Annotated in this window: 24 protein-coding genes; 13 read left to right on the top strand and 11 right to left on the bottom strand. The window is 65.3% G+C overall.

Features of this window, described 5'->3' with window-relative positions; all coding sequences use genetic code 11:
- Positions 1 to 236 precede the first annotated feature (236 nt).
- From JQ507_28345 to JQ507_28335, 3 genes are all read right to left on the bottom strand, one after another.
- Positions 237 to 1847 carry a DUF882 domain-containing protein gene (locus JQ507_28345; protein QRI68771.1) on the bottom strand — a complete coding sequence of 537 codons (1611 nt, stop codon included), beginning with the start codon at positions 1845 to 1847 and terminating at the stop codon, positions 237 to 239.
- A gap of 264 nt (positions 1848 to 2111) precedes the next feature.
- Entirely contained in the window at positions 2112 to 4337 is a 2226-nt protein-coding gene (locus tag JQ507_28340) for a L,D-transpeptidase family protein (protein QRI68770.1), read from the bottom strand.
- A gap of 304 nt (positions 4338 to 4641) precedes the next feature.
- Positions 4642 to 6132 carry a sigma-54-dependent Fis family transcriptional regulator gene (locus JQ507_28335; protein QRI68769.1) on the bottom strand — a complete coding sequence of 497 codons (1491 nt, stop codon included), beginning with the start codon at positions 6130 to 6132 and terminating at the stop codon, positions 4642 to 4644.
- Between the two features lie 142 nt (positions 6133 to 6274).
- Between JQ507_28335 and JQ507_28330 the strand changes: the two genes are divergently transcribed.
- The 9 genes from JQ507_28330 (at position 6275) to JQ507_28290 (ending at position 15351) form a co-directional block, all read left to right on the top strand.
- Positions 6275 to 8191 (top strand): M3 family oligoendopeptidase, encoded by a 1917-nt coding sequence (locus JQ507_28330; GenBank protein ID QRI68768.1) that lies wholly within the window; start codon positions 6275 to 6277, stop codon positions 8189 to 8191.
- 250 nt (positions 8192 to 8441) lie between these two features.
- Positions 8442 to 8594 (top strand): aa3-type cytochrome c oxidase subunit IV, encoded by a 153-nt coding sequence (locus JQ507_28325; protein QRI68767.1) that lies wholly within the window; start codon positions 8442 to 8444, stop codon positions 8592 to 8594.
- Positions 8595 to 8738: 144 nt separating this feature from the next.
- Complete coding sequence (locus JQ507_28320) at positions 8739 to 9863, top strand: Re/Si-specific NAD(P)(+) transhydrogenase subunit alpha (protein QRI68766.1); 1125 nt, start codon at positions 8739 to 8741, stop codon at positions 9861 to 9863.
- 11 nt (positions 9864 to 9874) lie between these two features.
- Positions 9875 to 10192, top strand: a complete 318-nt coding sequence (locus JQ507_28315) for an NAD(P) transhydrogenase subunit alpha (protein ID QRI68765.1) — start codon at positions 9875 to 9877, stop codon at positions 10190 to 10192.
- A gap of 44 nt (positions 10193 to 10236) precedes the next feature.
- The gene (locus JQ507_28310; protein QRI68764.1) at positions 10237 to 11634 is read left to right on the top strand and encodes an NAD(P)(+) transhydrogenase (Re/Si-specific) subunit beta; all 1398 of its coding nucleotides are present in this window, start codon (positions 10237 to 10239) and stop codon (positions 11632 to 11634) included.
- Between the two features lie 309 nt (positions 11635 to 11943).
- A complete protein-coding gene (locus JQ507_28305; protein QRI73556.1) occupies positions 11944 to 12750 on the top strand; it encodes an alpha/beta hydrolase in 807 nt (268 codons plus the stop codon).
- Positions 12751 to 12805: 55 nt separating this feature from the next.
- Positions 12806 to 13903, top strand: coding sequence for an ionic transporter y4hA (locus JQ507_28300; protein QRI68763.1), 1098 nt, complete (start codon positions 12806 to 12808; stop codon positions 13901 to 13903).
- A gap of 40 nt (positions 13904 to 13943) precedes the next feature.
- Positions 13944 to 14228, top strand: a complete 285-nt coding sequence (locus tag JQ507_28295; protein QRI73555.1) for a cupin domain-containing protein — start codon at positions 13944 to 13946, stop codon at positions 14226 to 14228.
- A 250-nt stretch (positions 14229 to 14478) separates the two neighbouring features.
- Positions 14479 to 15351 carry a hypothetical protein gene (locus JQ507_28290; GenBank protein ID QRI68762.1) on the top strand — a complete coding sequence of 291 codons (873 nt, stop codon included), beginning with the start codon at positions 14479 to 14481 and terminating at the stop codon, positions 15349 to 15351.
- 258 nt (positions 15352 to 15609) lie between these two features.
- On the opposite strand, the gene JQ507_28285 is transcribed toward JQ507_28290, so the two are convergent.
- Complete coding sequence (locus tag JQ507_28285; GenBank protein QRI73554.1) at positions 15610 to 16191, bottom strand: tetratricopeptide repeat protein; 582 nt, start codon at positions 16189 to 16191, stop codon at positions 15610 to 15612.
- Positions 16192 to 16386: 195 nt separating this feature from the next.
- Positions 16387 to 16683 (bottom strand): 30S ribosomal protein S21, encoded by a 297-nt coding sequence (locus tag JQ507_28280; GenBank protein QRI68761.1) that lies wholly within the window; start codon positions 16681 to 16683, stop codon positions 16387 to 16389.
- 264 nt (positions 16684 to 16947) lie between these two features.
- Between JQ507_28280 and aqpZ the strand changes: the two genes are divergently transcribed.
- Complete coding sequence (gene aqpZ / locus JQ507_28275) at positions 16948 to 17670, top strand: aquaporin Z (GenBank protein ID QRI68760.1); 723 nt, start codon at positions 16948 to 16950, stop codon at positions 17668 to 17670.
- A gap of 289 nt (positions 17671 to 17959) precedes the next feature.
- Here the strand turns inward: aqpZ and JQ507_28270 are convergent, their stop codons facing one another.
- Together JQ507_28270 and purE are read right to left on the bottom strand one after the other, a co-directional pair.
- Entirely contained in the window at positions 17960 to 19066 is a 1107-nt protein-coding gene (locus JQ507_28270) for a 5-(carboxyamino)imidazole ribonucleotide synthase (protein ID QRI68759.1), read from the bottom strand.
- Positions 19063 to 19551, bottom strand: coding sequence for a 5-(carboxyamino)imidazole ribonucleotide mutase (gene purE / locus JQ507_28265; protein QRI68758.1), 489 nt, complete (start codon positions 19549 to 19551; stop codon positions 19063 to 19065). Before purE ends, JQ507_28270 begins: the two co-directional genes overlap by 4 nt.
- A gap of 145 nt (positions 19552 to 19696) precedes the next feature.
- On the opposite strand from purE, the gene JQ507_28260 reads away from it, so the two are divergent.
- Positions 19697 to 20413 carry a GGDEF domain-containing protein gene (locus JQ507_28260; GenBank protein QRI68757.1) on the top strand — a complete coding sequence of 239 codons (717 nt, stop codon included), beginning with the start codon at positions 19697 to 19699 and terminating at the stop codon, positions 20411 to 20413.
- A gap of 110 nt (positions 20414 to 20523) precedes the next feature.
- Here JQ507_28260 and JQ507_28255 read toward each other — a convergent pair whose 3' ends face one another.
- The 3 genes from JQ507_28255 to JQ507_28245 all read right to left on the bottom strand — a co-directional run bounded on the left by JQ507_28255 (position 20524) and on the right by JQ507_28245 (position 21411).
- Positions 20524 to 20775 (bottom strand): hypothetical protein, encoded by a 252-nt coding sequence (locus tag JQ507_28255; GenBank protein QRI68756.1) that lies wholly within the window; start codon positions 20773 to 20775, stop codon positions 20524 to 20526.
- A 17-nt stretch (positions 20776 to 20792) separates the two neighbouring features.
- Positions 20793 to 21014, bottom strand: a complete 222-nt coding sequence (locus JQ507_28250) for a hypothetical protein (protein ID QRI68755.1) — start codon at positions 21012 to 21014, stop codon at positions 20793 to 20795.
- Positions 21015 to 21204: 190 nt separating this feature from the next.
- Entirely contained in the window at positions 21205 to 21411 is a 207-nt protein-coding gene (locus tag JQ507_28245) for a DUF465 domain-containing protein (GenBank protein ID QRI73553.1), read from the bottom strand.
- A gap of 240 nt (positions 21412 to 21651) precedes the next feature.
- Here JQ507_28245 and JQ507_28240 point away from each other — a divergent pair, with 240 nt between their 5' ends.
- Positions 21652 to 21837: a DUF465 domain-containing protein gene (locus tag JQ507_28240; protein QRI68754.1), complete on the top strand. Its 186-nt coding sequence runs from the start codon at positions 21652 to 21654 to the stop codon at positions 21835 to 21837.
- Positions 21838 to 21930: 93 nt separating this feature from the next.
- On the opposite strand, the gene JQ507_28235 is transcribed toward JQ507_28240, so the two are convergent.
- Positions 21931 to 23070 (bottom strand): NAD(P)/FAD-dependent oxidoreductase, encoded by a 1140-nt coding sequence (locus JQ507_28235; protein ID QRI73552.1) that lies wholly within the window; start codon positions 23068 to 23070, stop codon positions 21931 to 21933.
- A 222-nt stretch (positions 23071 to 23292) separates the two neighbouring features.
- Between JQ507_28235 and JQ507_28230 the strand changes: the two genes are divergently transcribed.
- A complete protein-coding gene (locus tag JQ507_28230; GenBank protein QRI68753.1) occupies positions 23293 to 25980 on the top strand; it encodes an EAL domain-containing protein in 2688 nt (895 codons plus the stop codon).
- Positions 25981 to 26059: the final 79 nt, after the last annotated feature.

Raw genomic sequence — 26059 nt, 5'->3', positions numbered from 1 at the left:
GCGCAGATGGGCAACTCGGTGGCGGCGACAGCCCATGCGGCCGAGGTGATGAAGCGCGAGCCCGACCGGGCGCGCTACGAGGCCGGCCTGCGTAAGGCAGGATTACCGGCTTGATCAAACGGCTTTCGGGATGAGCTAAAGCATGATCCGGAAAAGTGCGAAGCGGTTTTCCGAAAAGATCATGCTCAAACAAAGGTCAAAAGCGCGATGATGATTCAACCAAATCTTATCGCGCTTTAGCGCAGCGAGGCGGTGCGCAGCACGAAGGACTGGGTGGTCAGGGGGGTGGTCGCGGAGCCCGAGAAGTGATCGCAGGTCATACCCATCATCGGATCTTCCGAGAAAGTCATGGCGACGGTGGCCTGCGGCTTCACGAAGTGAGCCCGCATCGTGCTCATGTCGGTGTCGCCAAGCACCGTGGTCAGCATGGCATTGCTCGCGCTCGGCGCCAGCATCACCACGCGCATCCAGACATCGTTACCCTTGGCGGCCGAGATCCGCGCCGACGTTGTGATGACGCCCTGGCCGGGCGCGCCCTTCGCGACGACGGTGTTGATTTCGGTGCTAGGCGCCGCAGCATTGCGTGCCGGACGCACGTTGCGTGGGATCGGTGCGGTCGCTGCGACGATGTTGGCGCGATCGACCGGCGACGACGTGGCGGGCGCATAGGCGAGCGCCTTGTTGAAGTTCTCGGTCGCGCTGGCCGTGGTCTGCGGATCGGCGCCGCCGACCGCCTCACGGGCCTTCAGCGCGGCGATCTGTGCGGCCGACGCCTGCTTCGGCGCGGCCGTTTCGTCGCCCCAGAAGCCGCGGGCATTGATGATGTCGGCGGGCGATTGCGGCGCGGTGTTCTCGGCGGTCTGCACCACCTGCATCGCCGGCTTGGCCTTTGGCGTCGGAACGAGCTGCGCGTCGGCGGCGGCGAGCTGGATCGCGGCGGCGAATTGCGGCTTGGCGCGCGGCAGCGGAATCGGATCGGCGGATTTGGTATCCGCAGGCTTGGCGGGAGCCGCGGCCGCAACCACCGTGTTGGCGGCGGGCTTGTCGTTCACGCTGGCCCCGCCTTCGTCCTCATCGTCACCCGACTTGCCGCCCCCGAACAGCTTTGCGAACAGGGTCGGCTTGCTGATGATGGCGGCATCGTCGCCATTGCCACGGCGTTCGATGTCAGCCTTGGCGAGCTCGTAGCCCTTCAGCGGCGTGCCGTCGGTCGGGACATGGACGGTGCGGCCGTCGGGGAACACCTTGACCAGCTGCTCGCGGGTCATTCGCGGCCAGTGGCGGATGCCGCCGGTGTCGAGATGCACGAACGGCGAGCCGGAGGTCGGGTAGAAGCCGACGCCGCCGCGCTGCAGGCGCAGGCCGGCGTAGCGGATCTGCTCCAGCGGCACGCCCGGAATGAAGAAGTCCATCGCGTGCCCCAGCATGTGCTGGCTGTGCCGCGCGACGCCCGAGGAGCGGCGGCGCAGCATGGCGTTGGTGGCAGGGGCGCGATAGGCCGAGATGATCTGGATCGGCTGCTTGCCGCCGACGTCGCCGTAGACTTCCCAGAGGATGTCGAACAGATGACGGTCCATCACCGTCTCATCCTGGGAGCGCCAGTCGCGCAGGAAGTGATTGAGCTGCTTCAGCGCGGCTTCGTCGTAGCGGCCGTCGCGCTTGAAGGTGACGGTGAGGTCTTCGCCGGAATGGGTGTGGTGGAACGAGAGCGTGCGGGTCTGGTTCAGCGCCGTCGCGTCGTGCACCGATCCCGCGCCGGCCAAAAGCAACAGCGCGGTCAGGCCAGCTTGGTACCCGGCCTTAGGCAGCAACAGCGGTTTGAAGCGGCGTGCGAAGACAGCCAGCACTATGAGCCCACCCAGTCGACGAGCGTTCGCTCGGCATCCTCGCAGACCCCCTGCGGAAGACGGTGAACGCTTTCTTAAAGCGGGAGGGTTAACCGAGGTTTACCGACCCGCCCCCAAGTTAGGCTTAACTAACTGGGCGAGTGTGGCAAAAGATAGCCCAGTTCCCCGGCCGACACCGGAAATGGTTAACGTAAACGATCTCGTTTTTTGAACGAGATCGTTGATTTTGCAGCAATATTTATCCGAATCGCGCCGGTGCTCGGATCAGCGGGTGATCACCCGGCGCTGCTGCTGGGCCTGACCGCGGCGGGCCGGCTGCGGCTCCGGCTGTCCGAAGCCGCCGAACAGGCGCTCGAAGAAGTTCGGTCCGGAGGAGCCGAACCCGCTGTTGTCGCCGGCGACGTTGACGCCTGCGGGCAGGCTGCTGCTCGGCGGCCGCGCGTAGCTCGGCTGGGCGTGCGCCACCACCGTTTCAAGATCCTTGCCGCGGCTGTTCTTGAGCAGCGACAGCATGGTGGCGTCGCGGCCGTAGATGTCCCGGCGGATTTGCAGCTTGCCGGCATCGTCCACGAAGGCGGTCTGGTAGGTGATGTTGACCGGGATCGGCGTCGGGAATTTCAGATCGACTTCGCTCGAGCCGTACATGCTGCGGATCCGCTCCGGCGTGTAGTGCTGGTTCGGCTCGGTGATGTTGAGCAGCACGGATGCGTACTGATCCGGGTTCTGCACGCGCATGCAGCCATGGCTGAAGGCGCGCTCGTCCTTCGCGAACAGGTACTTGTCCGGCGTGTCGTGCTGATAGACCAGGAACTTGTTCGGGAAGTTGAAGCGGATGCGGCCGAGCGCATTGGCTTCACCGGGCGGCTGCGAGACATGGATCGAGCCGTCGCGGTTGCGCTCGAGCTTCAGGCCCATGCGCTGCAGCACCGTCGGGTCCTGCTGCAGGGCCGGCAGATATTCGTTGTAGATGATCGACGGCGGCACATTCCAGGTCGGGTTGACCGTGATGTACTTCATCGTCTCGGTCAGCAGCGGCGTGGCATGCTGGCCGGGCTTGCCGGTCACCACGCGCGTGGTCCAGACCTGCGCGCCGTTCTGCATCACCTTCAGCGTATAGTCCGGGATGTTGAGGATCACATAGGCATTGCCGACATTGGCGGCGCCGAGCTGGCGCGGCAGCCAGCGCCAGCGTTCCATGTTGACGAGCACGGTGTCGATCTGACGGTCGCGCTTCGGATTGTTCAGCGCCTTCACCGTGCGCTCGTCGAGCACGCCGGTCGCCTTGAGATCAACGCTGCTCTGGAACTTCTCGACCGCTTTCGCGACCTGCGCGTCATACTTCGTGCTGTCGGCATTCTCGGTGATGCCGAGCTTGCCCCGCAGGTCCGGCACGCGCGGATCGTCCATCTCGACCGCGGCCTGCTTCTTGCGCGCCGGCACATATCTCAACGCCGGACCGTCCGCGATCGTGATGACCGGGCCGTCGCCCTGGCCGCGCAGCTCGGCGAGCTTCTTCTTCAGCTCCTTGTAGAGCTTCTGCGGCGGGTTGTAGCTGTCGAGTGCGGCCGAGGCGTCCTTGGCCGAGGTCACATTGGCGAACACTTCCGCCGGATCGATCGGGTGCTCCGGATAGAGGATGTCAGCCGACACCTGCGACCAATGCATGCGGCCGCTCTGGGCCTGGCGCGCATAGTCCAGCATGCTGGCCGCGAGCTTCAGCTCGGCGTCGGCCAGCGCATCGGGGGTCGACGCTGCGGCGAAATCCGGCACCGGATAATCTGCTGCATCGAGGCCGTCGGCAGCCGCGTCTTTCAGGCGGGCGATGACGCCCTTGCCGGCGTCGGTCAGCTGGCCGGCCTTAGTGAAGACAGGCGCATAGTCGCGGGCCGAATAGAATTTCTCTGCGGCCGCGCGCTCGTTCTTGCGATCGAAGGTGCGCAGAGTCTTGCTGGCGAGCAGTTCGCGCACCTTGCCGGCGACCGGTTGATCCTCGACGGCAACATTGCTCGCGGCCTTCGCCGGTTCAATCGCAGGGGCCGCGGCCGTCGCGGGAGCCGGAGCTGCGGCGGGCGCCGTTGCGGTGGCAGGCGCGGGTGCCGCTGCAGGCGGCGCAACAGCGGTGTCGGTCTTCGGTGCATCGGCCTTCGGCGCGTCAGCGGGCTCCACGGCCTTTGCGGTCGCGCTCGGCTCCGCCGGCTTTGCGTCAACCGGTTTGGCTTCGGTGGCCTGCACATCGGTGGGCTTCGCGTCGGCCGGCTTGGCCGCGTCGGGCAGCGCGGCGGTGGTGTCGGCCTTGAAATCGCTCGCGGTGGGCGGCGGGACGTTGGCCGGTTCGGGGCGCGGGATCGCGGCGTCGATCGCAAGTTCCGAGGCGCTCGAGCGGGGCGTGTCTTGTGCGAAAGCCGTGGTCGCGGACACCGTGAGGAAGGTTGCCGCGACGGCCATCAAGACGCGGTCAAATCCTCGACGGTTGTTCGAACAGTCACGCATTTTCGCACCCCCTGGGTGGAACTGCTCCCAGATTCTGGAACAGTTCAAATCAGTATTGGTTTCATAGCTTGCGCGAAAGCGCCGGCCTCTTGATCGACTCGTATGCCTGCACGCAACAAACGCAGACGATACATTTGCCCCTCTTGTGCAGCCAGCGCCATGCGGGGCAACTCACGACAAACTGACCTCGAAGCGGCTGATTTCGCTCGGGCTGTGCGTTTTTGCCACGCGGCACAGCCTTTGTCTGTCACCGGAGGGACACGGTTCAAAAGGTTCCCTGGTATCGCCTCATCGGCCTCGGGGCTTAGCCGGCGTCGTTGCTGCGCGCGCCGGCCGCGGCTTCGTCGAGCTTGCGGTAGAGGGTCGAGCGGCCGATCTTGAGGCGGCGCGCGACCTCCGACATCTGGCCGCGATAATGCGAAATCGCAAAGCGGATGATCTCGTTCTCGAGATCTTCTAGCGGGCGCACCTCGCCCGCAGCAGTGAGCATCGAGAGGCCGCCGGCAGTGGGGAGGGCAGTCGACGTCGGTATTTCATTACCGGGAATCATGGCGGGCGCGGTGGAGGGCGACACCACCAGCGGCTCGCCCTGAAAGGACTTTCCTTCCGGCGCCGGATGCGCCGAGCTTTGCGGGAAGTCGGCGAGCCCGAGCTGGTCGCCGTCGCTCATGACAACGGCGCGATACACCGTGTTCTCGAGCTGACGGATGTTGCCGGGCCAATCGAGCTGCGCCAGATGCGCCATCGCATCACCGCTGATGCCGGTGATGTTGCGGTTCTCCTCGGCGCAGAACCGCGCCAGGAAATGCCGCAGCAGATGCGGGATGTCCTCGCGCCGCTGCCGCAGCGCCGGAATGGTCAGCGGCAGCACGTGCAGGCGGTAGAACAGGTCCTCGCGGAACTCGCCGGCCTTCACGAGGTCGAGCAGCTTGCGGTTGGTCGCCGAGATGATGCGGACGTCGACCTTGACCGGCTTGCGTCCGCCCACCGCCTCGACGGTACCTTCCTGCAGCGCGCGCAGCAGCTTGACCTGCGTCGCCAGCGGCAATTCGCCGACCTCGTCGAGGAACAGGGTGCCGCCATGAGCCTCGACGAACTTGCCCTGGTGGCGTTCGGTGGCGCCGGTGAAGGCGCCCTTCTCATGGCCGAACAGGATCGATTCGACGAGATTGTCCGGAATCGCGCCGCAGTTCACCGCGACGAACGGCTTGGCCTTGCGCTCGCTGCTGCCGTGGATGGCGCGCGCGAACAGTTCCTTGCCGACGCCGGATTCGCCCTCGATCAGCACGGGAATCGTCGAGGATGCGGCTTTCTGCGCCGTGCGCAGCACCCCGGCCATCGCCTCGCTGCGGGTGATGATGTCGGAGAAGGTCAGCCGGCCCTCGCGGCTGTGGCGGATGCGCTGCAATTCGCCTTTCAGCGCCGACGCGTTGAGGGCGTTGCGCAGGGAGACCTGCAACCGCTCGAAGCCGACCGGCTTGACGACGAAGTCCTGGGCACCGGCGCGCATCGCCGACACCACATTGTCGATGCCGCCATGCGCGGTCTGCACGATGACCGGGACGTTCAAACCAGCTTCACGAATCTTTGCGAGGACTCCGAGGCCGTCGAGGCCCGGCATCACGAGGTCGAGCACGACGGCATCGATCGCCTGCGTCTCGGATGCGGTCAGGGCCGCAATCGCCGCATCGCCACTGTCGACGACGAGGGGCTCATAGCCGCACTTCTGCACCATGTTTTCAACCAAACGACGCTGTACTGCGTCGTCATCGGCGATCAAAATGGTGGCAGCCATGGTTTTCCCCGCACGCTACGATTATTTGTCTCGAATCGGGGCAATGTCGCCGATGCCGATTAACGCACTCTTAAACGTTGCAAACCCGCCCTTATTCCGCCGCCGCCGACATCTTTCCGATTGAACTAAGGTTTCGAACAAGATGACCTCGCGCTCCAAAACTGCCCCGAACAAGTCTGCTCCCAGCAAGGCCGCTCTCCGCAAGGAAGCCGCCATGCGCAAGACCGGCGCCCAACGCAAACCCTCCGCAGGCGGACCGGCGGCAAAAACGGCCGCCGGCAAGACCGGCAAGCTTCCGGAATGGAATCTGGCGGATCTCTACTCCGGTATCGACGCGCCGGAAGTCGGGCGCGACCTGCAGAAAATGGATGCAGATTGCGTCGCGTTTGAGACCGACTACAAGGGTAAGCTTGCTGAAAATACCGCTCGCGAAGGCGGCGGAAAGTGGCTCGCCGAGGCGGTCAGGCGTTACGAGGCGATCGACGACCTGGCCGGTCGTCTCGGCTCCTATGCCGGCCTGGTCCATGCCGGCGACAGCGTCGACCCGGCGATCTCGAAATTCTATGGCGATGTCTCCGAACGGTTGACGGCGGCGTCGGTGCATCTCTTGTTCTTCTCGCTCGAGCTCAATCGCGTCGACGATGACGTGATCGAGCGCGCGATGGCCGAACCGGCGCTCGGCCATTACCGGCCGTGGATCGAGGATCTGCGCAAGGACAAGCCGTACCAGCTCGAGGATCGCGTCGAGCAGCTGTTCCACGAAAAGGCGCAAAGCGGCTATGCCGCCTGGAACCGGCTGTTCGACCAGACCATCTCCGGCCTGCGCTTCAAGGTCTCGGGCAAGGAGCTTGCCATCGAGCCGACGCTGAACCTGTTGCAGGACAAGGCCGGCGACAAGCGCAAGGCGGCGGCACAGGCGCTCGCCAAGACCTTCAAGGACAATGAGCGCACTTTCGCGCTGATCACCAACACGCTCGCCAAGGACAAGGAAATCTCCGACCGCTGGCGCGGCTTCCAGGACGTCGCCGACTCCCGCCATCTCAACAACCGCGTCGAGCGCGAAGTGGTCGATGCGCTGGTCGCCTCGGTGCGCGCGGCCTATCCGAAGCTGTCGCATCGCTACTACGCGTTGAAGGCCGGCTGGTTCAAGAAGAAGAAGCTCCCGCATTGGGACCGCAACGCGCCGCTGCCGTTCGCGGCGACCGGCACCATCGCCTGGCCCGAGGCGCGCAACATGGTGCTGTCGGCCTATAACGGTTTCTCGCCGAGGATGGCCGAGATCGCGGAGCGCTTCTTCGACGATCGCTGGATCGATGCGCCGGTCCGTCCCGGCAAGGCGCCGGGCGCGTTCTCGCATCCGACCACGCCGTCGGCGCATCCTTACGTGCTGATGAATTACCAGGGCAAGCCGCGTGACGTGATGACGCTGGCGCATGAGCTCGGTCATGGCGTGCATCAGGTGCTGGCGGCGAAGAACGGCGCGCTGATGGCGCCGACGCCGTTGACGCTGGCGGAAACCGCGAGCGTGTTCGGCGAGATGCTGACCTTCAAGCGGCTGCTCTCCCAGACCAGGAACGCCAAGCAGCGCCAGGCGCTGCTCGCGGGCAAGGTCGAGGACATGATCAACACCGTGGTGCGGCAGATCGCGTTCTATTCATTCGAGCGCGCGGTTCACACCGAGCGCAAGAACGGTGAGCTCACCGCCGAGCGGATCGGCCAGCTCTGGCTCAGCGTGCAGGGCGAGAGCCTCGGGCCTGCGATCGAGATCAAGCCGGGCTACGAGACGTTCTGGATGTACATCCCGCATTTCATCCACTCGCCGTTCTACGTCTACGCCTACGCGTTCGGCGACTGCCTGGTGAACTCGCTCTATGCGGTCTACGAGCATGCGTCCGAGGGTTTCGCCGAGCGCTATCTCGACATGCTCGCCGCCGGCGGCACCAAGCATTACTCCGAACTGCTGCGGCCGTTCGGCCTCGACGCCAAGGACCCGAAATTCTGGGACGGCGGCCTGTCCGTGATCGCCGGCATGATCGACGAGCTGGAGGCGATGGGCTGAGGCCCATCAGCCTTCCGGCCCGTCCGGATCAGATTCGTTCGGCGCTTTTTGCGCCTCGCGGCATGACCATCCCATGACACCTGCGTTCGGCAGATCGATCCTGCCCGAGCGGCGGCCGCAAGGCCGGCACTTAAGGGGTGAATCGGGGACGATTTGCGCTCCAAATCACCCGATAGGGAGCGCGCCGTTGCCCTGCCAATCCGTTTGCGGTAATGGCTCGCAGAACGCGAATTTCTGACTGGGGACAGCAATGGCAGACCATAGCGAAGTGGCCTATACGACCGCCGACGGCAATGACTACGTGGCACATGAGCAGACCTATGAAGGGTTTCTCATGCTGGTCAAATGGGGCACGATCAGCGTCGCCATCCTCCTCGCTCTGATGGCCTATTTCCTGGTCTGATCCTTACGGTCGGCTAGCGGCATCGCCGTCCCGCGGCGGTGCCGGCATTCCTGTTCAACCCGGCTGTAAAAACCGGGGTATCCAATCTGGCGAAAATAACGCTAGTTTTAAGACGCGTGCGCCGCTCGCGCCGCCGGAGGGCCCATGAAGATCGCCGTTGCCAAGGAAATCGATCCGTCCGAGCCGCGGGTTGCGGTTTCGCCGGACACCATCAAGAAGTTCAAGGCGCTCGGTGCCGAGGTCGCGGTCGAGCCGGGCGCGGGTGTCAAGTCGGGCCTGCCTGATTCGGAGCTCACCGCGGCGGGCGCCACCGTCAGCGCCGATGCGCTCAAGGATGCCGACATCATCATCAAAGTGAAGCGGCCCGAGGCCTCCGAACTCTCCAAATACAAGCGCGGTGCGCTGGTCATCGCGATCATGGACCCCTACGGCAACGAGGCCGCGCTGAAGACGATGGCCGATGCCGGCGTGTCGGCGTTTGCGATGGAATTGATGCCGCGCATCACCCGCGCCCAGGTGATGGACGTGCTGTCGTCGCAGGCCAATCTGGCCGGCTACCGCGCCGTGATCGAGGGCGCCGAAGCGTTCGGCCGCGCCTTCCCGATGATGATGACCGCCGCCGGCACCGTTCCGGCGGCCAAGGTGTTCGTGATGGGCGTCGGCGTCGCCGGCCTGCAGGCGATCGCGACCGCGCGGCGGCTGGGTGCCGTCGTCACCGCGACCGACGTGCGGCCCGCCACCAAGGAGCAGGTGGAATCCCTCGGTGCGAAATTCCTCGCGGTCGAGGACGAGGAGTTCAAGAACGCGCAGACCGCCGGCGGCTACGCCAAGGAGATGTCCAAGGAGTACCAGGCCAAGCAGGCCGCGCTGACCGCCGAGCACATCAAGAAGCAGGACATCGTGATCACGACCGCGCTGATTCCGGGCCGTCCGGCGCCGAAACTCGTCTCCGGCGAGATGGTGAAGTCGATGAAGCCCGGCTCGGTGCTGGTCGATCTCGCCGTCGAGCGCGGCGGCAATGTCGAGGGCGCCAGGCCCGGCGAGGTCGTCGAGACCGACGGCGTCAAGATCGTCGGCTACACCAATGTCGCCGGCCGCGTCGCCGCTTCGGCCTCCAGCCTCTATGCGCGCAACCTGTTCTCGTTCATCGAGACGATGGTCGACAAGGCCAACAAGGCACTCGCGGTCAATTGGGACGACGAACTGGTGAAGGCCACCGCGCTGACCAAGGACGGCGCCGTCATCCATCCCAACTTCCAGCCGAAGTAAGGAGAGAAGCCATGGAGCATCTCGCGCAGGCCGTTGATCCCTTCGTGTTCCGGCTGTCGATTTTCGTCCTCGCCGTGTTCGTCGGCTATTTCGTGGTGTGGTCGGTGACCCCCGCGCTGCACACGCCGCTGATGAGCGTGACCAACGCGATCTCCTCGGTGATCGTGGTCGGTGCGCTGCTCGCGGTCGGCGTCGGCATGGTGTCGAGCGGCTCGGGCTGGGCCCGCGGCTTCGGCTTCGTCGCGCTGATCTTCGCCTGCGTGAACATCTTCGGCGGCTTCCTGGTCACCCAGCGCATGCTGGCGATGTACAAGAAGAAAGCCAAGTAACGGCAACCACCTCGGGGTGAGTTAAGAATTTGGGGGGACCTGAGATGAGCGCCAATCTCTCTGCACTGTTGTACCTCGTGGCGGGGGTGCTGTTCATCCTGTCGCTGCGCGGCCTGTCGAGCCCGGCGTCGTCGCGCCAGGGCAACATGTTCGGCATGATCGGCATGGCGATCGCGGTCGCCACCACGCTGGCGAGCCATCCGCCGGCCGACGGCGTGGCCTGGCTGCTGGTGATTGTCGCGGTCGCGATCGGCGGCGGCATCGGCGCCGTGATCGCACGCCGGGTGCCGATGACCTCGATGCCCGAGCTGGTCGCCGCGTTCCACTCGCTGGTCGGCATGGCCGCGGTGCTGGTCGCCGCCGGCGCGTTCTACGCGCCCGAGGCCTTCGATATCGGTACGCCCGGCAACATCCATCCGCAGAGCCTGGTCGAGATGTCGCTCGGCGTCGCGATCGGCGCGCTGACCTTCACCGGCTCGGTGATCGCGTTCCTGAAGCTGTCGGCGCGGATGAGCGGCGCGCCGATCATCCTGCCGTTCCGCCACGTCATCAACATCGTGCTGGCGCTGGCGCTGGTGTTCTTCATCGTCGGCCTCGTGCTTTCGGGCAGCGCGTTCGACTTCTGGATGATCACGATCCTGGCGCTGGCGCTCGGCGTCTTGATGATCATCCCGATCGGCGGCGCCGACATGCCGGTCGTGATCTCGATGCTGAACTCCTATTCCGGCTGGGCCGCGGCCGGCATCGGCTTCACGCTCGGCAATTCGGCGCTGATCATCACCGGCGCGCTGGTCGGCTCGTCGGGCGCGATCCTGTCCTACATCATGTGCCACGCGATGAACCGCTCGTTCATTTCGGTGATCCTCGGCGGCTTCGGCGGTGAGACCGCGGCGGCCGGCGGCGGCTCGGGCGAGCAGAAGCCCGCCAAGCTCGGCTCGGCTGACGATGCCGCCTTCATCATGAAGAACGCCTCCAAGGTCATCATCGTACCGGGCTACGGCATGGCGGTGGCGCAGGCCCAGCACGCGCTGCGCGAGATGGCCGACCTCCTGAAGAAGGAAGGCGTCGAGGTGAAATACGCCATCCACCCGGTGGCGGGCCGCATGCCCGGCCACATGAACGTGCTGCTCGCCGAAGCCAACGTGCCCTATGACGAGGTGTTCGAGCTCGAGGACATCAACTCGGAGTTCGCCCAGGCCGACATCGCCTTCGTGATCGGCGCCAACGACGTCACCAACCCGGCGGCGGAGGAGGACAAGACCTCGCCGATCTACGGCATGCCGGTGCTGCAGGTCTGGAAGGCCGGCACCGTGATGTTCATCAAGCGCTCGCTGGCGTCAGGCTATGCCGGCATCGACAATCCGCTGTTCTACCGCGACAACACCATGATGCTGCTCGGCGACGCCAAGAAGGTCACCGAGAACATCGTCAAGGCGATGTAGGCGGGCGGCGAGTGGCACTGAACCGGGAGTGGCATCGAGACCATCGCATGCCGCCCCGGGCGACGCGCGAGCAGCGCATCAGGTGGCATGTGGCGCATGCGAATGTTTGCGCGTGCCGGCCCGTTCCGGACAGCGTCAGGCTCGAGGTCGAAAAGCTGCTCGTTTCCAGGCGCAGGCCTGTCTCGCCGACCACCAAGAATCAGGGGCGGGACGAAAAACCGCGAAAACAACCCCATGCAAAGTAGCGATGGGGGCTCGCATCATCCGACACACCAAATCTAGAGCGGCAGGCGGGATTTGCGCGTGGTGCTGACGATCATGAAATGGCTGCTGATCGTCGCCGCGGTCGTCTATCTCGGGGGCCTTGCGGTGCTGTACGTCAAGCAGCGCGAGATGCTGTTTCCGATTCCGCCGGTGGGACGGACGGCGCCCGCGGCCGCCGGCCTTCCCGAGGCCGAAGAGCATGTCCTGACCACGGATGACGGCGAGAAGGTCATCGTCTGGCACGTGGCGGCGAAGCCCGGCCGGCCCGTCGTGCTCTTCTTTCCTGGCAATGGCGATTTCCTTGCCGGGCGGGTCGCGCGCTTCAAGGCGATCACCGCCGACGGCACCGGGCTGGTGGCGCTGTCCTATCGCGGCTATGCCGGCTCGAGCGGATCTCCGAGCGAGCAGGGCCTGCTGCGTGACGCTGCGGCAGCCTACGCGTTCACCACTGCGCGCTACCGTCCCGCTGAGATCGTGGCCTGGGGATTCTCGCTCGGCACCGGCGTTGCGGTCGCGCTTGCCGCCGAGCATCCGGTCGGCCGGCTGATCCTGGAAGCGCCCTACACGTCGACGGCCGACGTCGCCGGCGCGATTTTCTGGTTTGTGCCGGTCAGCCTGCTGATGCGGGATCAATTCCATTCAGACCAGCGAATCACTGGGGTCACGGTGCCGCTCCTGATCATGCATGGCACCGACGACCCGGCGATCCCGATCCGTTTCGGCGAGCGCCTGTTCGGCCTCGCTCACGAGCCCAAGCAGTTCGTGCGGCTGCCCGGCGGCGGGCACGACAATCTCGACGAATTCGGTGCGATGGGGACGGTGAGGCCGTTCATCGACGCCGCAAGAGGCTGACGGCGGCGCTTGTCTATCGCATAATCGCGGCAGTCGAATTGAGAGGTCTGACGATATGAGCGCACACGGACCGATGCCACGGTCGGCCTGGCTGTATCCCGTTCTGGCGGTGCTGTTGTTTGCCGCGGTCTCGGCCACCGGCTACAGTTTCGCGCCGTCGGCGGCCGGCTGGGTGTTCGCGGCCGTGCTGCTGGTGATCCTGTTCGGCACCGTGTTCGCGGCCGTGCATCACGCCGAGATGATCGCCGAGCGGATCGGCGAGCCGTTCGGCACGCTGCTCCTGACGCTGGCCGTGACCATCATCGAGGTGGCGCTGATCTCGACCATCATGCTCGGCGATACGCCGGCCCCGACGCTGGCGCGCGACACCGTGTTTGCGGTGGTGATGATCGTCTGCAACGGCCTGGTCGGGCTCTGCATCTTCATCGGCGGCATCCGCTACCGCGAGCAGGATTTCCAGATCACCGGCGCGAATCTTTACCTCAGCGTGCTGTTCGTGCTCGCGACCATCACGCTGGACATGCCGAATTTCACGCTGACCGCGCCCGGCCCGATCTATTCCACGGCCCAGCTCGCCGTGATCAGCGTCGTGACCCTGCTGCTCTATGCGGTGTTCCTCTACACCCAGACCATCCGCCACCGCGATTACTTCGTCAGCGGCGCCAACGAGGCGGCGGCGCATGGCGAGGTGATGTCGGACCGTGAGACCGCGATCAGCGTCGTCCTGCTGCTGGTGTCGCTGCTGGCGGTGGTGCTGCTGGCCAAGAAATTCTCGCTGGTGGTCGATGTCGTCACCGTCAAGATCGGTGCGCCGCCGGCCTTTGCCGGCCTGGTGGTGGCGGCCCTGATCCTGCTGCCGGAGAGCGTCGCCGCCGTGGCGGCGGCGCGCAAGAACGACCTGCAGAAGAGCATCAACCTCGCGCTCGGCTCCTCGATCGCGACGATCGGGCTCACGGTTCCCGCGGTGGCCCTCGCCGCCTATGTGCTCGACAAGCAGCTGGTGCTCGGGCTCAGCAACCAGCATATGCTGATCCTGCTGCTGACCTTCATGGTCAGCATGCTGACCTTCGGAACCGGCCGCACCAACATCCTGTTCGGGCTCGTTCACATGGTGGTGTTCGCGGTGTTCGTGTTCATGGTTTTCGTGCCGTAGGGCATGATTCGCTCAAGCAAGAAACTCGGAGAAAATGACGATGCTCAGCGCCAAATCGGAGGTGCAGGTGGATACGGCGGAGGTTCGCGTCACCGAATGGCGGCTCGCGCCGGGCAGCGCCACCGGCCACCACACCCATGAGATGGACTACGTCATCGTACCGATCACGGCCGGGGAGATGACCATCGTGGCGCCGAATGGCGAGCGCTCGAAGGCGCAGCTTGGGGCCGGCAAGTCCTACTTCCGCAAGGCCGGGGTTCAGCACGACGTGCTGAACGAGACGGCCAGCGAGATCGTGTTCCTGGAGGTTGAACTCAAGCCCTGACGCCGTGCTTAACCCTGCGCGCGCCGAATGGCAGGTCCGAGCCGGCGCGGCTGTGGAAATTCATAACCCGTTAACGGCTGCACGATGAATTGAGAGGTGGATGCGGCCTACGCAGGGGGCGCCTCCGCTGAAACCAAAGTGACACCAAAGGTGACGTCGGAACGGGGGTTTGCCACCGATCCGTCGCAGTTGATCCCTGAATGTGCCTCAAAGTTCCAGCATGAAATAACGGGGTGGGGAGTGGCAGGTCATGCTGAGTTACCTGAAGAAATTCGTGATGGACATCTTACCCTCGGTGGCAGCGACCATCATCGGGGCGTACATCGTCAATCACTACATCGTGTCCAAGCCGGAGGCGCCCGCCGCCGCAGCCGTGACCACGGCCGTCGATCCGAAAGCCGCCGCCAAGCCCGCCACCGTGGTCAGCAGCCTTCCCGAAGCCGGTGTGAAGGCCAAGGGCATGTCCGAGCGCACGCTGATCGAGCGGTCGGCGTCCGAGAAGGCGACCGTCACCGAGAAATCCGCCGACCAGAAGCCTGACGCGCCGGCTGATACCGCCAGCATTCCCGCCGACGCCCGTCATCATCCGGCTGCGCCGAAGGCGGTCGCAAAGGTGACGCCCGCCGCGCCGCAGCCGGCCGCGCCTGCTACCACGGCTGCACCGGTCGAGGCCGCCGCCACGCCGGAGGAAAACCGCGACGCCAACGATCTGGCGCGCGCTGCCATCGAGCGGCTGCGCAAGGAACGCCCGCAGGAAGCGGCGCGCTCCCAGGACGCCGCGCGCTCCCAGGATGCGCCGCGCACCGATCTTGCCCGTCTGCCTGACGCGCAGCGCCCCACTGCTTCGTCGGCGATCCGGCCGTTGCCGCCGCCGATCATGGTGTCGAACCCGTCCAGCGACAATGCCGATCAATCCTCGCAGCCGCGTCCGCCCTACGCCGCCAGCGCGCAGGATTCGAACCGGCTGACCCCGCCGGCCGACATTCCGGTCCCGGTGATCCAGGCGCCGCTCGACCTGCGGGCCGACGCGACGATGGCTGCGCCGAAGAATGAGCACAGCTCGGTGACCGACGACATGTTCTCCGGCATGAGGTCGATGTTCCACGCCGTCCTGCCGAAGTAAGCGTCCTGCCGAAAGCAGCCTGAGACTAAAGCGAGTTTGATTGAATCGGCTTTGCGCGGTCTTGGTTCACCTCTCCCCGCCGGGGAGAGGTCGGATTGCGCCTGGTGATGCGAAGCATCGTCCAGTGCAATCCGGGTGAGGGCTCTTGCTCTCTCGATCGACCGTCACCCCTCACCCGATTTGCTGCGCAAATCGACCTCTCCCAAGGGAGAGGTGAACTTTCGACGCCGTTACAGCTCAACCGAATCTCATCAGGCCTTATCCGCCCGTGCGCACCAGCCCGCTGCGCGCGTTGCCGTCGCCGGGCCGTAGCGCCAGCGCGCGGTTGTAGGACGCTGCCGCCTTGGCCTTGTCGCCGAGCCGCTCATAGGCTTGGCCGCGGGCGCTCCACGCCGCAACATTGTTGGGATCGGCCTGCACCGCCTCATCGAGGTCGGTGGCGGCCTGCTTGGCCTTGTCGAGCGCAAGGTAACTGGTGGCGCGGCCGACCAGGGGTTCGGCCCTCTGCGGCGACAGCCCGCTGGCCGCCGTGAAATCGTCGATCGCCTGCTGATGCTGTCCGCGGCCCTGGTAGATCAGGCCACGGCCGTACAGCGCCTGGATGTTGTAGGGGTCGGCGGTCAGCGCTTGCTCGAACTCCGCCTGCGCCTCGTCGATCTTGCCGGAACGCGCCAGCACCTGGCCGCGCGTGACGTGATCCCTGGCGCTGCTGATGTCCTGTGGCGTGATGGTGTCGGCAGCCGGCTTGCCGGCGGCGGCAGCAGCCGGTTTCGGCTTGTCGTCCAAGCCCCATGAGCCGAGGTCGAAAGAGCAGCCCCCGAGCGGCAGGCCGAGAACCATTGCGATGATGATGGATTGCGCCGCGCGACTGCGGTCGAATGGTGCGGGAAAGCCAGTGCGGGGTGCCCGAGCATCCGTCATGCAAAATGCTCTTGCCGGTAATCTTGCATGGGTGCCCCGGAACGCGGCTTTGCATCAAAACGACAACGCGGGCCCATGGCCCGCGCTGTTAGACTTCCAGATCGGCAAAACGGTTCAGCGGGGGCCGCGGCCAGCGCCAGCGCCACCGGGACGGCCGCCGCGGTCGCCACCGGGACCAGCGCCGAACACCGGCTTCGGCTTCATTGGCAGCAGGCCTTCGCGCTGCAGCTTCTTGCGCGCCAGCTTGCGAGCGCGGCGCACGGCTTCGGCCTTTTCGCGGGCCTTCTTCTCAGAGGGCTTTTCGTAGTGACCGCGGAGCTTCATCTCGCGGAAAATGCCCTCGCGCTGCATCTTCTTCTTCAGCGCCTTCAGGGCTTGGTCGACATTGTTATCGCGGACGAGAACCTGCACGCGGCATCCTCTTTTGAATTGATCGGTTCGGAATTCTGGCGGGGTAAAGGGGCGGCAAAAGGCCTGCTTCTTAACCCTAGGCGCGCGCATGTATCAGACAAACGCGCAGATGTCCACCGGTCGAGTGACTTTCGGGCCTAGTAAAGCCACGAAATGGGGCGAAAATGCCTTTGTGCGGCCCTGATTTGGGTGGTTTGGCGCCAGGATCGAGGCCGTTCCCGGAGTTTTGGATAACCCGGACATTGGAAATAGGGGAGATGCCACATGGATATGAAGAAATACGCGGCCGAGCTGATCGGTACGTTCTGGCTCACATTCGCTGGCTGCGGCAGCGCTGTCATTGCGGCCGGCTTTCCGCAGGTCGGGATCGGCCTGGTCGGCGTGTCATTGGCCTTCGGGTTGAGCGTGGTGACCATGGCGTACGCGATCGGCCACATCTCCGGTTGCCACCTCAATCCGGCGGTGACGGTCGGGCTCGCCGCAGGCGGGCGTTTCCCCGGCGGCCAGGTGCTGCCCTACATCATCGCGCAGGTCATCGGCGCGATCGTCGCGGCCTGGCTGCTCTATGTGATCGCCAGCGGTGCGCCCGGCTTCGATGTCAGCAAGGGCTTCGCCTCCAACGGCTATGACGCGCATTCACCCGGCCAGTACAGCATGGTGGTCTGCTTCATCATGGAGGTCGTGATGACCATGATGTTCCTGTTCATCATCATGGGATCGACCCACGGCAAGGCGCCTGCCGGCTTCGCGCCGCTCGCCATCGGCCTCGCGCTGGTGATGATCCATCTCGTCAGCATTCCCGTCACCAACACCTCGGTGAACCCGGCGCGCAGCACCGGTCCGGCATTGTTCGTCGGCGGCTGGGCGCTGGGGCAGCTCTGGCTGTTCTGGGTCGCGCCTTTGATCGGCGGTGCGCTCGGCGGCGTGATCTATCGCTGGCTCAGCGACGAGCCGACCGGCGTCGTCGCCGGCGTCAAGACTGCGTGATGTGATTGGCGAATGGGATCGTGAGCCTCACGATCCCATTTTCGTGCAGAGCGTGATGCGATTAGGTTGGTGTAGAGCGGCAGCCGAGTCCACCTCTCCCTTGGGAGAGGTCGGCGCGTAGCGCCGGGTGAGGGATTACGGTCTCTCGTTAGAGCTGCGGCCCCTCACCCGATTTGCTGCGCAAATCGACCTCTCCCCGTCGGGGAGAGGTGAACCGCAGCCGTGGTCAAACCAGTTCAACTTAAATGATGCGAACGTGGGATTCGGGACACCAGCAGGTCTCAATCGGCTATGACTTGCGCGGCGGCGTCACTTCGGTGACGTGGCCCATCTTGCGTCCCGGGCGCGGCGTGCCTTTGCCGTACAGATGCACGGTCGCGCCGGGAACGGTGAGCCACTGCTCGTAGCTCAGAATGTCGTCGCCGATCAGGTTGGTCATGGTGACCTCCCCATGGCGCACCGGCTTGCCGAGCGGCCAGCCCGCGATCGCGCGGATGTGCTGCTCGAATTGTGAAATCGAGGCGCCGTCGAGCGTCCAGTGGCCGGAATTGTGCACGCGCGGCGCGATCTCGTTGACCAGCACCGTCGCTTTGCTGCCATTGCCGGGCACCACGAACAATTCCACCGCAAGCACGCCGACATAGTCGAGTGCGGATGCGATCTTTTCGGCGATCGCGCGCGCCTGCGCGGCAAGCTCCTCGGGGATCGCGGCCGGCACCCGTGAAAATTTCAGAATGTGATCGCGATGCTCGTTCTCGGTGACGTCGAAGCACTCGACCTCGCCGGACGCGGAGCGGGCCGCGATCACCGAGATCTCGCGCTCGAACGGCACGAAGGCTTCGAGAATGGCCGACTTGGTGCCGAGGTCGTCCCAGACCTGTTCGATGTCGTCGCCGGCGCGGATGATGGCCTGGCCCTTGCCATCATAGCCGAAGCGGCGGGTCTTGATCACGGCCGGCAGGCCGATCCGCTCGATCGCGGCGCGCAGCGTGGCGACAGAGGAGACGTCGGCATAATCGGCGGTGCCAATGCCGAGCTTGCTGACGAAATCCTTCTCGATAAGGCGGTCCTGCGTGGTCTCGAGGATCTTGTATGCCGGCAGCACCGGGCGGCGCGCGGCAAGCACCATTGCGGTCGCGGCCGGCACGTTCTCGAATTCATAGGTGACGACGTCGACGTCGTTGGCGAACAGCTCGAGCGCCTCGACGTCGGCATATTCCGCGCAGGTGGCGTGCTGCACCACGTCGAAGGCCGGCGAGTCCGGATCCGGCGAGAACACCTGGCAGCGCAGCCCGAGGCGCGCTGCGGCCATCGCCAGCATGCGGCCCAATTGTCCGCCGCCGAGGATTCCGATGGTGTCGCCCGGCTTCAGCTTCACAGGGTTCGAAGCCGTCACGCCGAGGCCTCCGGGTGTTCCTTGACCGCATCGGTCTGCGCCTTGCGCCATACTGCAAGGCGGGCCGCGAGTGCAGGATCATTGAGCGCGAGCACGCTCGCCGCGAGCAGCGCGGCATTGATCGCACCCGCCTTGCCGATTGCCAGCGTCCCGACCGGGATGCCGGCCGGCATCTGCACGATCGAGTACAGCGAATCGACGCCGGACAGCGCTTTCGACTCCACGGGAACCCCGAACACCGGAAGCTCCGTCAGCGCGGCCGTCATGCCCGGCAGGTGGGCGGCGCCGCCGGCGCCGGCAATGATCACCTTGTGACCGGCCGCCTTGGCGCCCTTGGCAAAGGCAAAGAGCCGATCCGGGGTGCGGTGCGCCGAAACGATGCGCGTTTCGCAGGCAACACCCAGCGCGGCCAGGGTCTCGGCGGCATGGCGCATGGTTTCCCAGTCGGACTGGCTTCCCATGATGATGGCGATCGGAGCGGTCATCTCTTCAATTCTGTGCAGGAATCCAAAAGCATAGGCCGATTATAGGGACGGCCCGGTTCTCATCCAAGGCGTGGCAAGGGAGTCAGAATGGACTATCCTGTCTTGGTGAATCCCGGCAAGCCTTCATAAGCAGGCCTCAACAAGGATGCGCATGAAGAAAAAGACCACGGCGGCCGCCTCAGGGGCCGCAAAGCGACGAAAAAGCGCGCCCGCCGCGCGCAACCCGGGGCCGGGCAGAACTGGAACCAAGGCGACTGGAACCAAGGCGGCTGGAACCGAAGCCTCCACGCGAGGCGCGGTGGCCTCCAGCGATAAATCCACCATCCGCAGGTTGCGGACGCAGCTGGCGCGGGCCCAGGCCCGGATCGAGGAGCTGCAGACCTCGGCCGAGACCGACTTCCTGCTCGACATCTTCAATCGTCGCGGCTTCGAGCGCGAGCTCGCCCGGTCGCTCTCCTTCATCAAGCGCTATCAGGCGTCCGGCGCGCTGATCGTGCTCGACGTCGACCGCCTCAAGCCGATCAACGATGCCTTCGGGCACGCGGCCGGCGACGAGGTGCTGAAGACGATCGTTGCCGCGATATCGGACCAGATACGTGCCTCCGACGTGATCGGCCGCCTCGGCGGCGACGAGTTCGCGGTGCTGCTGTGGAATCTCAGTGAGACTGACGCGCGTGCCAAGGCGGCTGCGCTGGAAGACGCGATCGATCGCCTGAGCTTCGTGTTCCGTGGCAGCCGCGTCTCCGCGGGCGCCTCCGCAGGCGTTGCGATCATCACCGCGCATTCCGATGTCGACCGCGTTCTCGATGAGGCCGACCGTGCGATGTATGTCCGCAAGGCGCAGCGGCGCCATGAGTCCTAAGAGAATCCCAGAGCAGGATGAGTTTTGGTTGAATCGGCCTGGCGCGGTCTCGGTTCACCTCGACCTCTCCCAAGGGAGAGGTGAACTCTCGAGGCCGTCATCCCCAGCGGTTACAGCGCGCTGAGATCTTCAGGCACGTTGCCGTAGGCGCGCAGCAGCTTGGCATCGCCGAATTCGCCGATCGCGGGATCGCCGGTGCGGCTGAACGCGACGGCGCCGATGCTGCCGGGCATCCGCGACATCGTTTCCGCCCGGCGCATGGCGATCGCCGAACTCTGGCATTCCTCGCCGCTGCCGGCGACCGGCGTGCCGTCCTCGTCCTGCATGAAGGGCAGTGCCACGTAATAGGTCACGTCAGCCATTGCCGTACTCCCGGAGATCAGGCGGCGTCGCTTGCCGCGTCGCTCGCCAACTGGGTTCGCGCCGGCACGCAGCCGGCCGTGATCGCGGCCTGCAATTCCTCGAGCTCGGCTTCCAGATATTCGTTGGCCATGATCAGCGCCTTGATGGTGCTGCGCAGGTTGCCGTCGCACATCGCGATCGCCTGGTCGCAGGCCTTCTCGTAGTGGGTGTGCTCGGGCAGGGAAGGCGGTGCGGACATGGCGAAACTCCCTCTGATGGCTGGCTGGAGGCTGCGTCAGTATGTTCTTATTTTGTTCTTTTGGAGTCAAGCGCCGAAAACCGCGCCCGCGTCCGTTGCCGCGAACGTGAAGCCGGCCGGGTGCTGTGGATGACGGGGAAAACCCCCGACCGACCTGAACCGGCGGGCCGCCGAACCCGGCTGGCGCGCCTCAGGCGATGATGTCGGGCGTGATCTGGTCTTCGATGAAGGCGATGCGGTCGCGCAATTGCAGCTTCCGCTTCTTCAAGCGCTGCAGCATCAGGAGATCCGGCGCTGGCGACTGATGCAGCGCGTCGATCGCGGCATCGAGGTCGCGGTGCTCTTGTTGCAGACGCGCAAGCTCGGAGAGGAGTTCGCGCTCATCCTGATCGTTCATGGTTGCGTATTGACTGGTAAGCACGACGAGGTTGTTGCGGCCGAAGCAGCCGCTCGCCGGAATATCCTCCCTGCGGGCGCGCTGCGCAAGCCGGACCGGTTCCATAGTCACGATTGGTTACAGATAAACCGAAATGCGTGCGTGCGGCATTTCGCGTCCCCCATCGACAGCGCCGCCCACTTGTGTACACTCAGGAGTCCGGATCGAACCTGAGGTTTAACGCACCGAGGAGTGTTCGCAATGGCAATACAGGCCCATCTCGTTGAGCTGGAGCGTAAGCACAAAATACTCGAGAACGAACTGCACGAAGCGCTCGTTCACCCCTCCGTAGACGACCTGCACATTTGCGAGCTGAAGCGCCGCAAGCTCATGGTCAAGGACCAGATCGAACGGTTGAGACTCTCCACCGACGACACGGTCCACTAAGTCACCGTCCCCGCAAACTAGCGAATAATCTGGCCTTTCACCGAGGGATGAGCGCGGAAGCGCGTCTCCCTCGGGAGGGTTTGCTGCATTTGCTCAGAGCCCTGCCAGCTCGCCGACGTGGTCGGCGACCGCGAGCGACGACGTCAGCCCGGGCGATTCAATCCCAAACAGGTTGATCAGGCCGGCGACGCCGTGATCGGTCGGCCCCTGGATCAGGAAATCCTGGGTCGCCACCGCCGGCGGCACGATCTTGGGCCGGATTCCCGAATAGCTCGGCATCAGCGCGCCATCCGGCAGGGTCGGCCAGTATTTTCGGATCGCCGGATAGAACCGCTCGGCGCGAGCCGGGTCGACCGCATAATCGATGCGATCGATCCACTCGACGTCGGGGCCGAACCGTGCCTGTCCGGCCATGTCGAGCGTCAGGTGCACGCCGAGCCCGCCGGGCTCCGGCACCGGATAGATCAGGTGCGAGAACGGCGCCCTGGCGCTGCAACTGAAATAATTGCCCTTGGCCAGATAAGCCGTTGGAATCAAATCGATCGGCATGCCCTCGACATTGCGCGCGATCGCCGTCGCGCCGAGGCCGGCGGCATTGACCAGGAGATCGCAGGCGAGCGTCATCGGCGCTGCGCCGCCGGCTTCGACCTCGAACCCGTTGGCCGTCGCCCGCGCGTGCAGCAGCGGGGTATGGAAGGCGAACGCCGCCCCGGCCGCCTCGGCGTCGCCGCGCAGCGCCAGCATGTAAGCATGGCTGTCGATAATCCCGGTCGAGGGCGACAGCAGCGCCGCGTCGCAATTCAGCGCCGGCTCCAGCTCACGCGCCGCCGCGCCGGACAACAGCTGCATGTCGTCGACCCCGTTGGCCGCGGCATGAGCCCGGATCGATTGCAATTTCTCGGTCTCCGCCGCTGTTGTGGCGACGATCAGCTTGCCGCAATTCTTGTGCGGGATGCCGTGCTCGGCGCAGTAGCGGTACAGCGCCCGCTTGCCGCTGACGCACATCCGCGCCATCAGGCTGCCGGCCTTGTAGTAGATGCCGGCGTGGATCACCTCGCTGTTGCGCGACGAGGTCACCGTGCCGATCGCTTCGGCCTCCTCGATCACAATCACTTCGCGGCCGGCCTGTGCCAGCCGGCGCGCCACCGCGAGGCCGATCACCCCCGCACCGACGATCACGCAATCAACCCTGTCCATCTTGTCCTTCAGGTCCGAATATTTCCGCGCAGCCATGCCCTGGCCGTTGCCGCCAACATCGTTCTGCCGATCCGATCGCATTCGGCAAGTGTTTGCGCCATCTCAATTAGTTGGGGAGCCATGCCCTGTTAGTGGAGCATTAATCATGTCAGGGCAATTGCCGTATATTAAGCGGCATTTCCCGGTTGCAGCCCTACGCGTTTACCCGATCCAAACCGCCGGAACCGGACACTCGCCCCGGAAATCCGCGGGTGATCGATGGCTGGCAGGAAGTGGCAGGCGGGCGGGAAGAATTGGATTCCGGCAAGGGCCGTCCTTTGCCTGGTCGCCGCCGTCGTGCCGTTCGGTGCAGCCCGGGCCGCCTCCGCCGCCTTTGCGCCCTCGACCTATCTCGGTGACCTCGATCCCGGCGTGGTCTGGGAGCTCCTGATCGGCAGCGTGGTGGTTGCCTCGTTCCTCGGTGCGATCGGGCTCTGGGTGCTCTCCGCCCTGCGCAAGGCCAAGCGCGCGCAATTGCGGCGCAACGCCTTTGTCTCGTCGGCCCTCAACCATCTGAACCAGGGCGTGGTGATGACCGATGCGCGAGAGCGGATCGTGTTCTGCAACGACCGCTATCTCGATATCTACGGCCTGTCGCGGGCCGACATCCGGCGCCACATGACCGGCACCGAACTGCTGGAGCTGCGCCGCGACCGCGGCGTGCTCGACGTCAGCGCCGAGGATTTCTTTGCGCGGGCCGCGACGCCCGAGGGGATGGTCACCGAGCTGCCCGGCGGCCGATCGGTGCTGGTGCGATATTTTCCGCTGCCGAACGGCGGCTCGGTCGCGACCCATCTCGACTGCACCGACCAGCGCAAGCTGTCGCGCAAGCTCGCCTCGACCACCCAGTTCCTCGAATCCGTGCTCGACAACGTGCCGGTCTGCGTCGCGGCCAAGAACATCGAGGACGGCCGCTACATCTTCGCCAACCGCGCGTTCGAGCGCTTCTCGCGCTTCTCGCGCGATCACATCGTGGGCAAGCGCGCCGACGAGATCTTCCGCCCCGAGACCGCCGTCAGCATCGACACGGCCGACCGCGCGGCGCTGAACGCACCGGAAGGCTATCATCGCAGCGAGTTCTCCGTCGAACGCGGTGCGGAGAAGCGCATCCTGGCGTCGAACCGGGTGATCGCCCGCAACGAAGCCGGCGAGCCGGAGTTCTTGATCGCGCTGTTCGAGGACGTCACCGACCGCCGCTCGCTGTCGCGCGAGCTCGAGAACAACAAGAAATTCCTCGAGCTCGTGGTCGACAACATCCCGGTCTCGCTGATCGTGCAGCGGGTCAGCGACGGCCGCTACCTCTTGGCCAACCGCAGCGCCGAAACGATCCTCAACCGCCGCCGCGAGGATGCCGCGGGCCTCACCGCGTCCGACATCTTCAACGCGCGCGAAGCCAAGCTGATCGTCGCCCGTGACGAGGCCGCGATCAGGAAGCGCAGCATGATCGCCGAGGAGCACCCGATCTCGACCAAGGACGGCCTGCGGCTGTTCCTGACCCGCCGCATGACCGTGCTCGATGATAGCGGCGAGCCGCAATATCTGATCAAGACCCACGAGGACGTCACCGACCGGCGCCAGACCGAGTCGCGGATGGCGCACATGGCCTATCATGACGGCCTGACCGATCTGCCGAACCGCTCAGCCTTCCTGCAGGCGCTGACCCAGATGATCGAGGCCTGCGACGGCACCGACGAGGAGTTCGCCGTGCTCTGCGTCGATCTCGACGGGCTGAAGGAGATCAACGACGTCTACGGCCATGCGATGGGCGACAAGGTGCTGATCGAGGTCGCGCAGCGTTTGCAGGCCGTGGCACGCGGCGGCGTGGTCGCGCGGCTGTCCGGCGACGAATTCGGCCTCATCATCGACGGCCGGCAGCCGGTCGCCGGCATCGCGCTGGCCGAGCAGGCCGGCGAGGCGCTCGGGCAGGATTTCCTGATCGACGGCAAATCGGTGCGCACCGGGCTCACCACCGGCATCGCTGTGTTCCCGCACAATGGATCCGACGCCGCCTCGCTGCTGGCCAATTCGGGCGCGGCGCTGTTCCGCGCCAAGGCGAAGTCGCGCGGCACGATCTCGATCTTCGAGCCCGAGATGGACCAGCAGATCCGCGATCGCCGGGTGCTGCATCAGGAATTGTCGGTCGCGATCAAGAACGGCGAGTTGTCGCTCTACTACCAGCCGCAGGCGGTCGCTGGCGCGAGCGTTGCGGGCAGCCAGATCATCGGTTTCGAGGCGCTGGCGCGCTGGCACCATCCGGTGCGCGGCTTCGTGCCGCCCAGTGACTTCATCCCGCTCGCGGAGGAGAGCGGCCTGATCGTCGAGATGGGCGAATGGATCCTTCGCGAAGCCTGCCGCGAGGCGGCCTCCTGGACGGTTCCGATGCAGGTCGCGGTGAACCTGTCGCCGGCGCAATTCACCCATGGCGACCTCGTCGGCTTGGTCCATTCGATCCTGCTCGAGACCGGGCTGACGCCCGATCGCCTCGAGCTCGAAATCACCGAGGGTGTGCTGATCGAGGATTTCGACCGCGGCCTGTCGCTGCTGCGCCGGCTGAAGGCGCTCGGCGTGCGCATCTCGATGGATGATTTCGGCAGCGGCTATTCCTCGCTGAGCTATCTGCAGGCGTTTCCGTTCGACAAGATCAAGATCGACCGCGCCTTCGTCATCAATCTCGGCCGCAATCCGCAATCGGCCGCGATCGTGCGCGCGGTGATCGATCTCGGCCACGGCCTTGAAATGTCGATCGTCGCCGAAGGCGTCGAGACCGAGGCCCAACTCGCCTTCCTTGCCGAGGAAGGCTGCGACGCGGTGCAGGGCTATCTGATCGGCCGGCCGGCTCCGATCGGTCAATTTGCCGCGCTGGTCGGCGGCGACCGGTTGGCCGAAACCGTGCGCAAAGCCGGGTAAATCCGCCTGACCCGTCAGGCCGGCCCCGCCGGCTGCGCTTGCCATCGGTTGCGCGTCCGGATAAATCTCGGCGCACCAC

It is taken from the genome of Bradyrhizobium sp. PSBB068, assembly GCA_016839165.1.
Classification (GTDB): domain Bacteria; phylum Pseudomonadota; class Alphaproteobacteria; order Rhizobiales; family Xanthobacteraceae; genus Bradyrhizobium.
The sequence above is the reverse complement of the archived record's forward strand: the minus strand, read 5'-3'. Positions and strand labels throughout refer to the sequence as shown.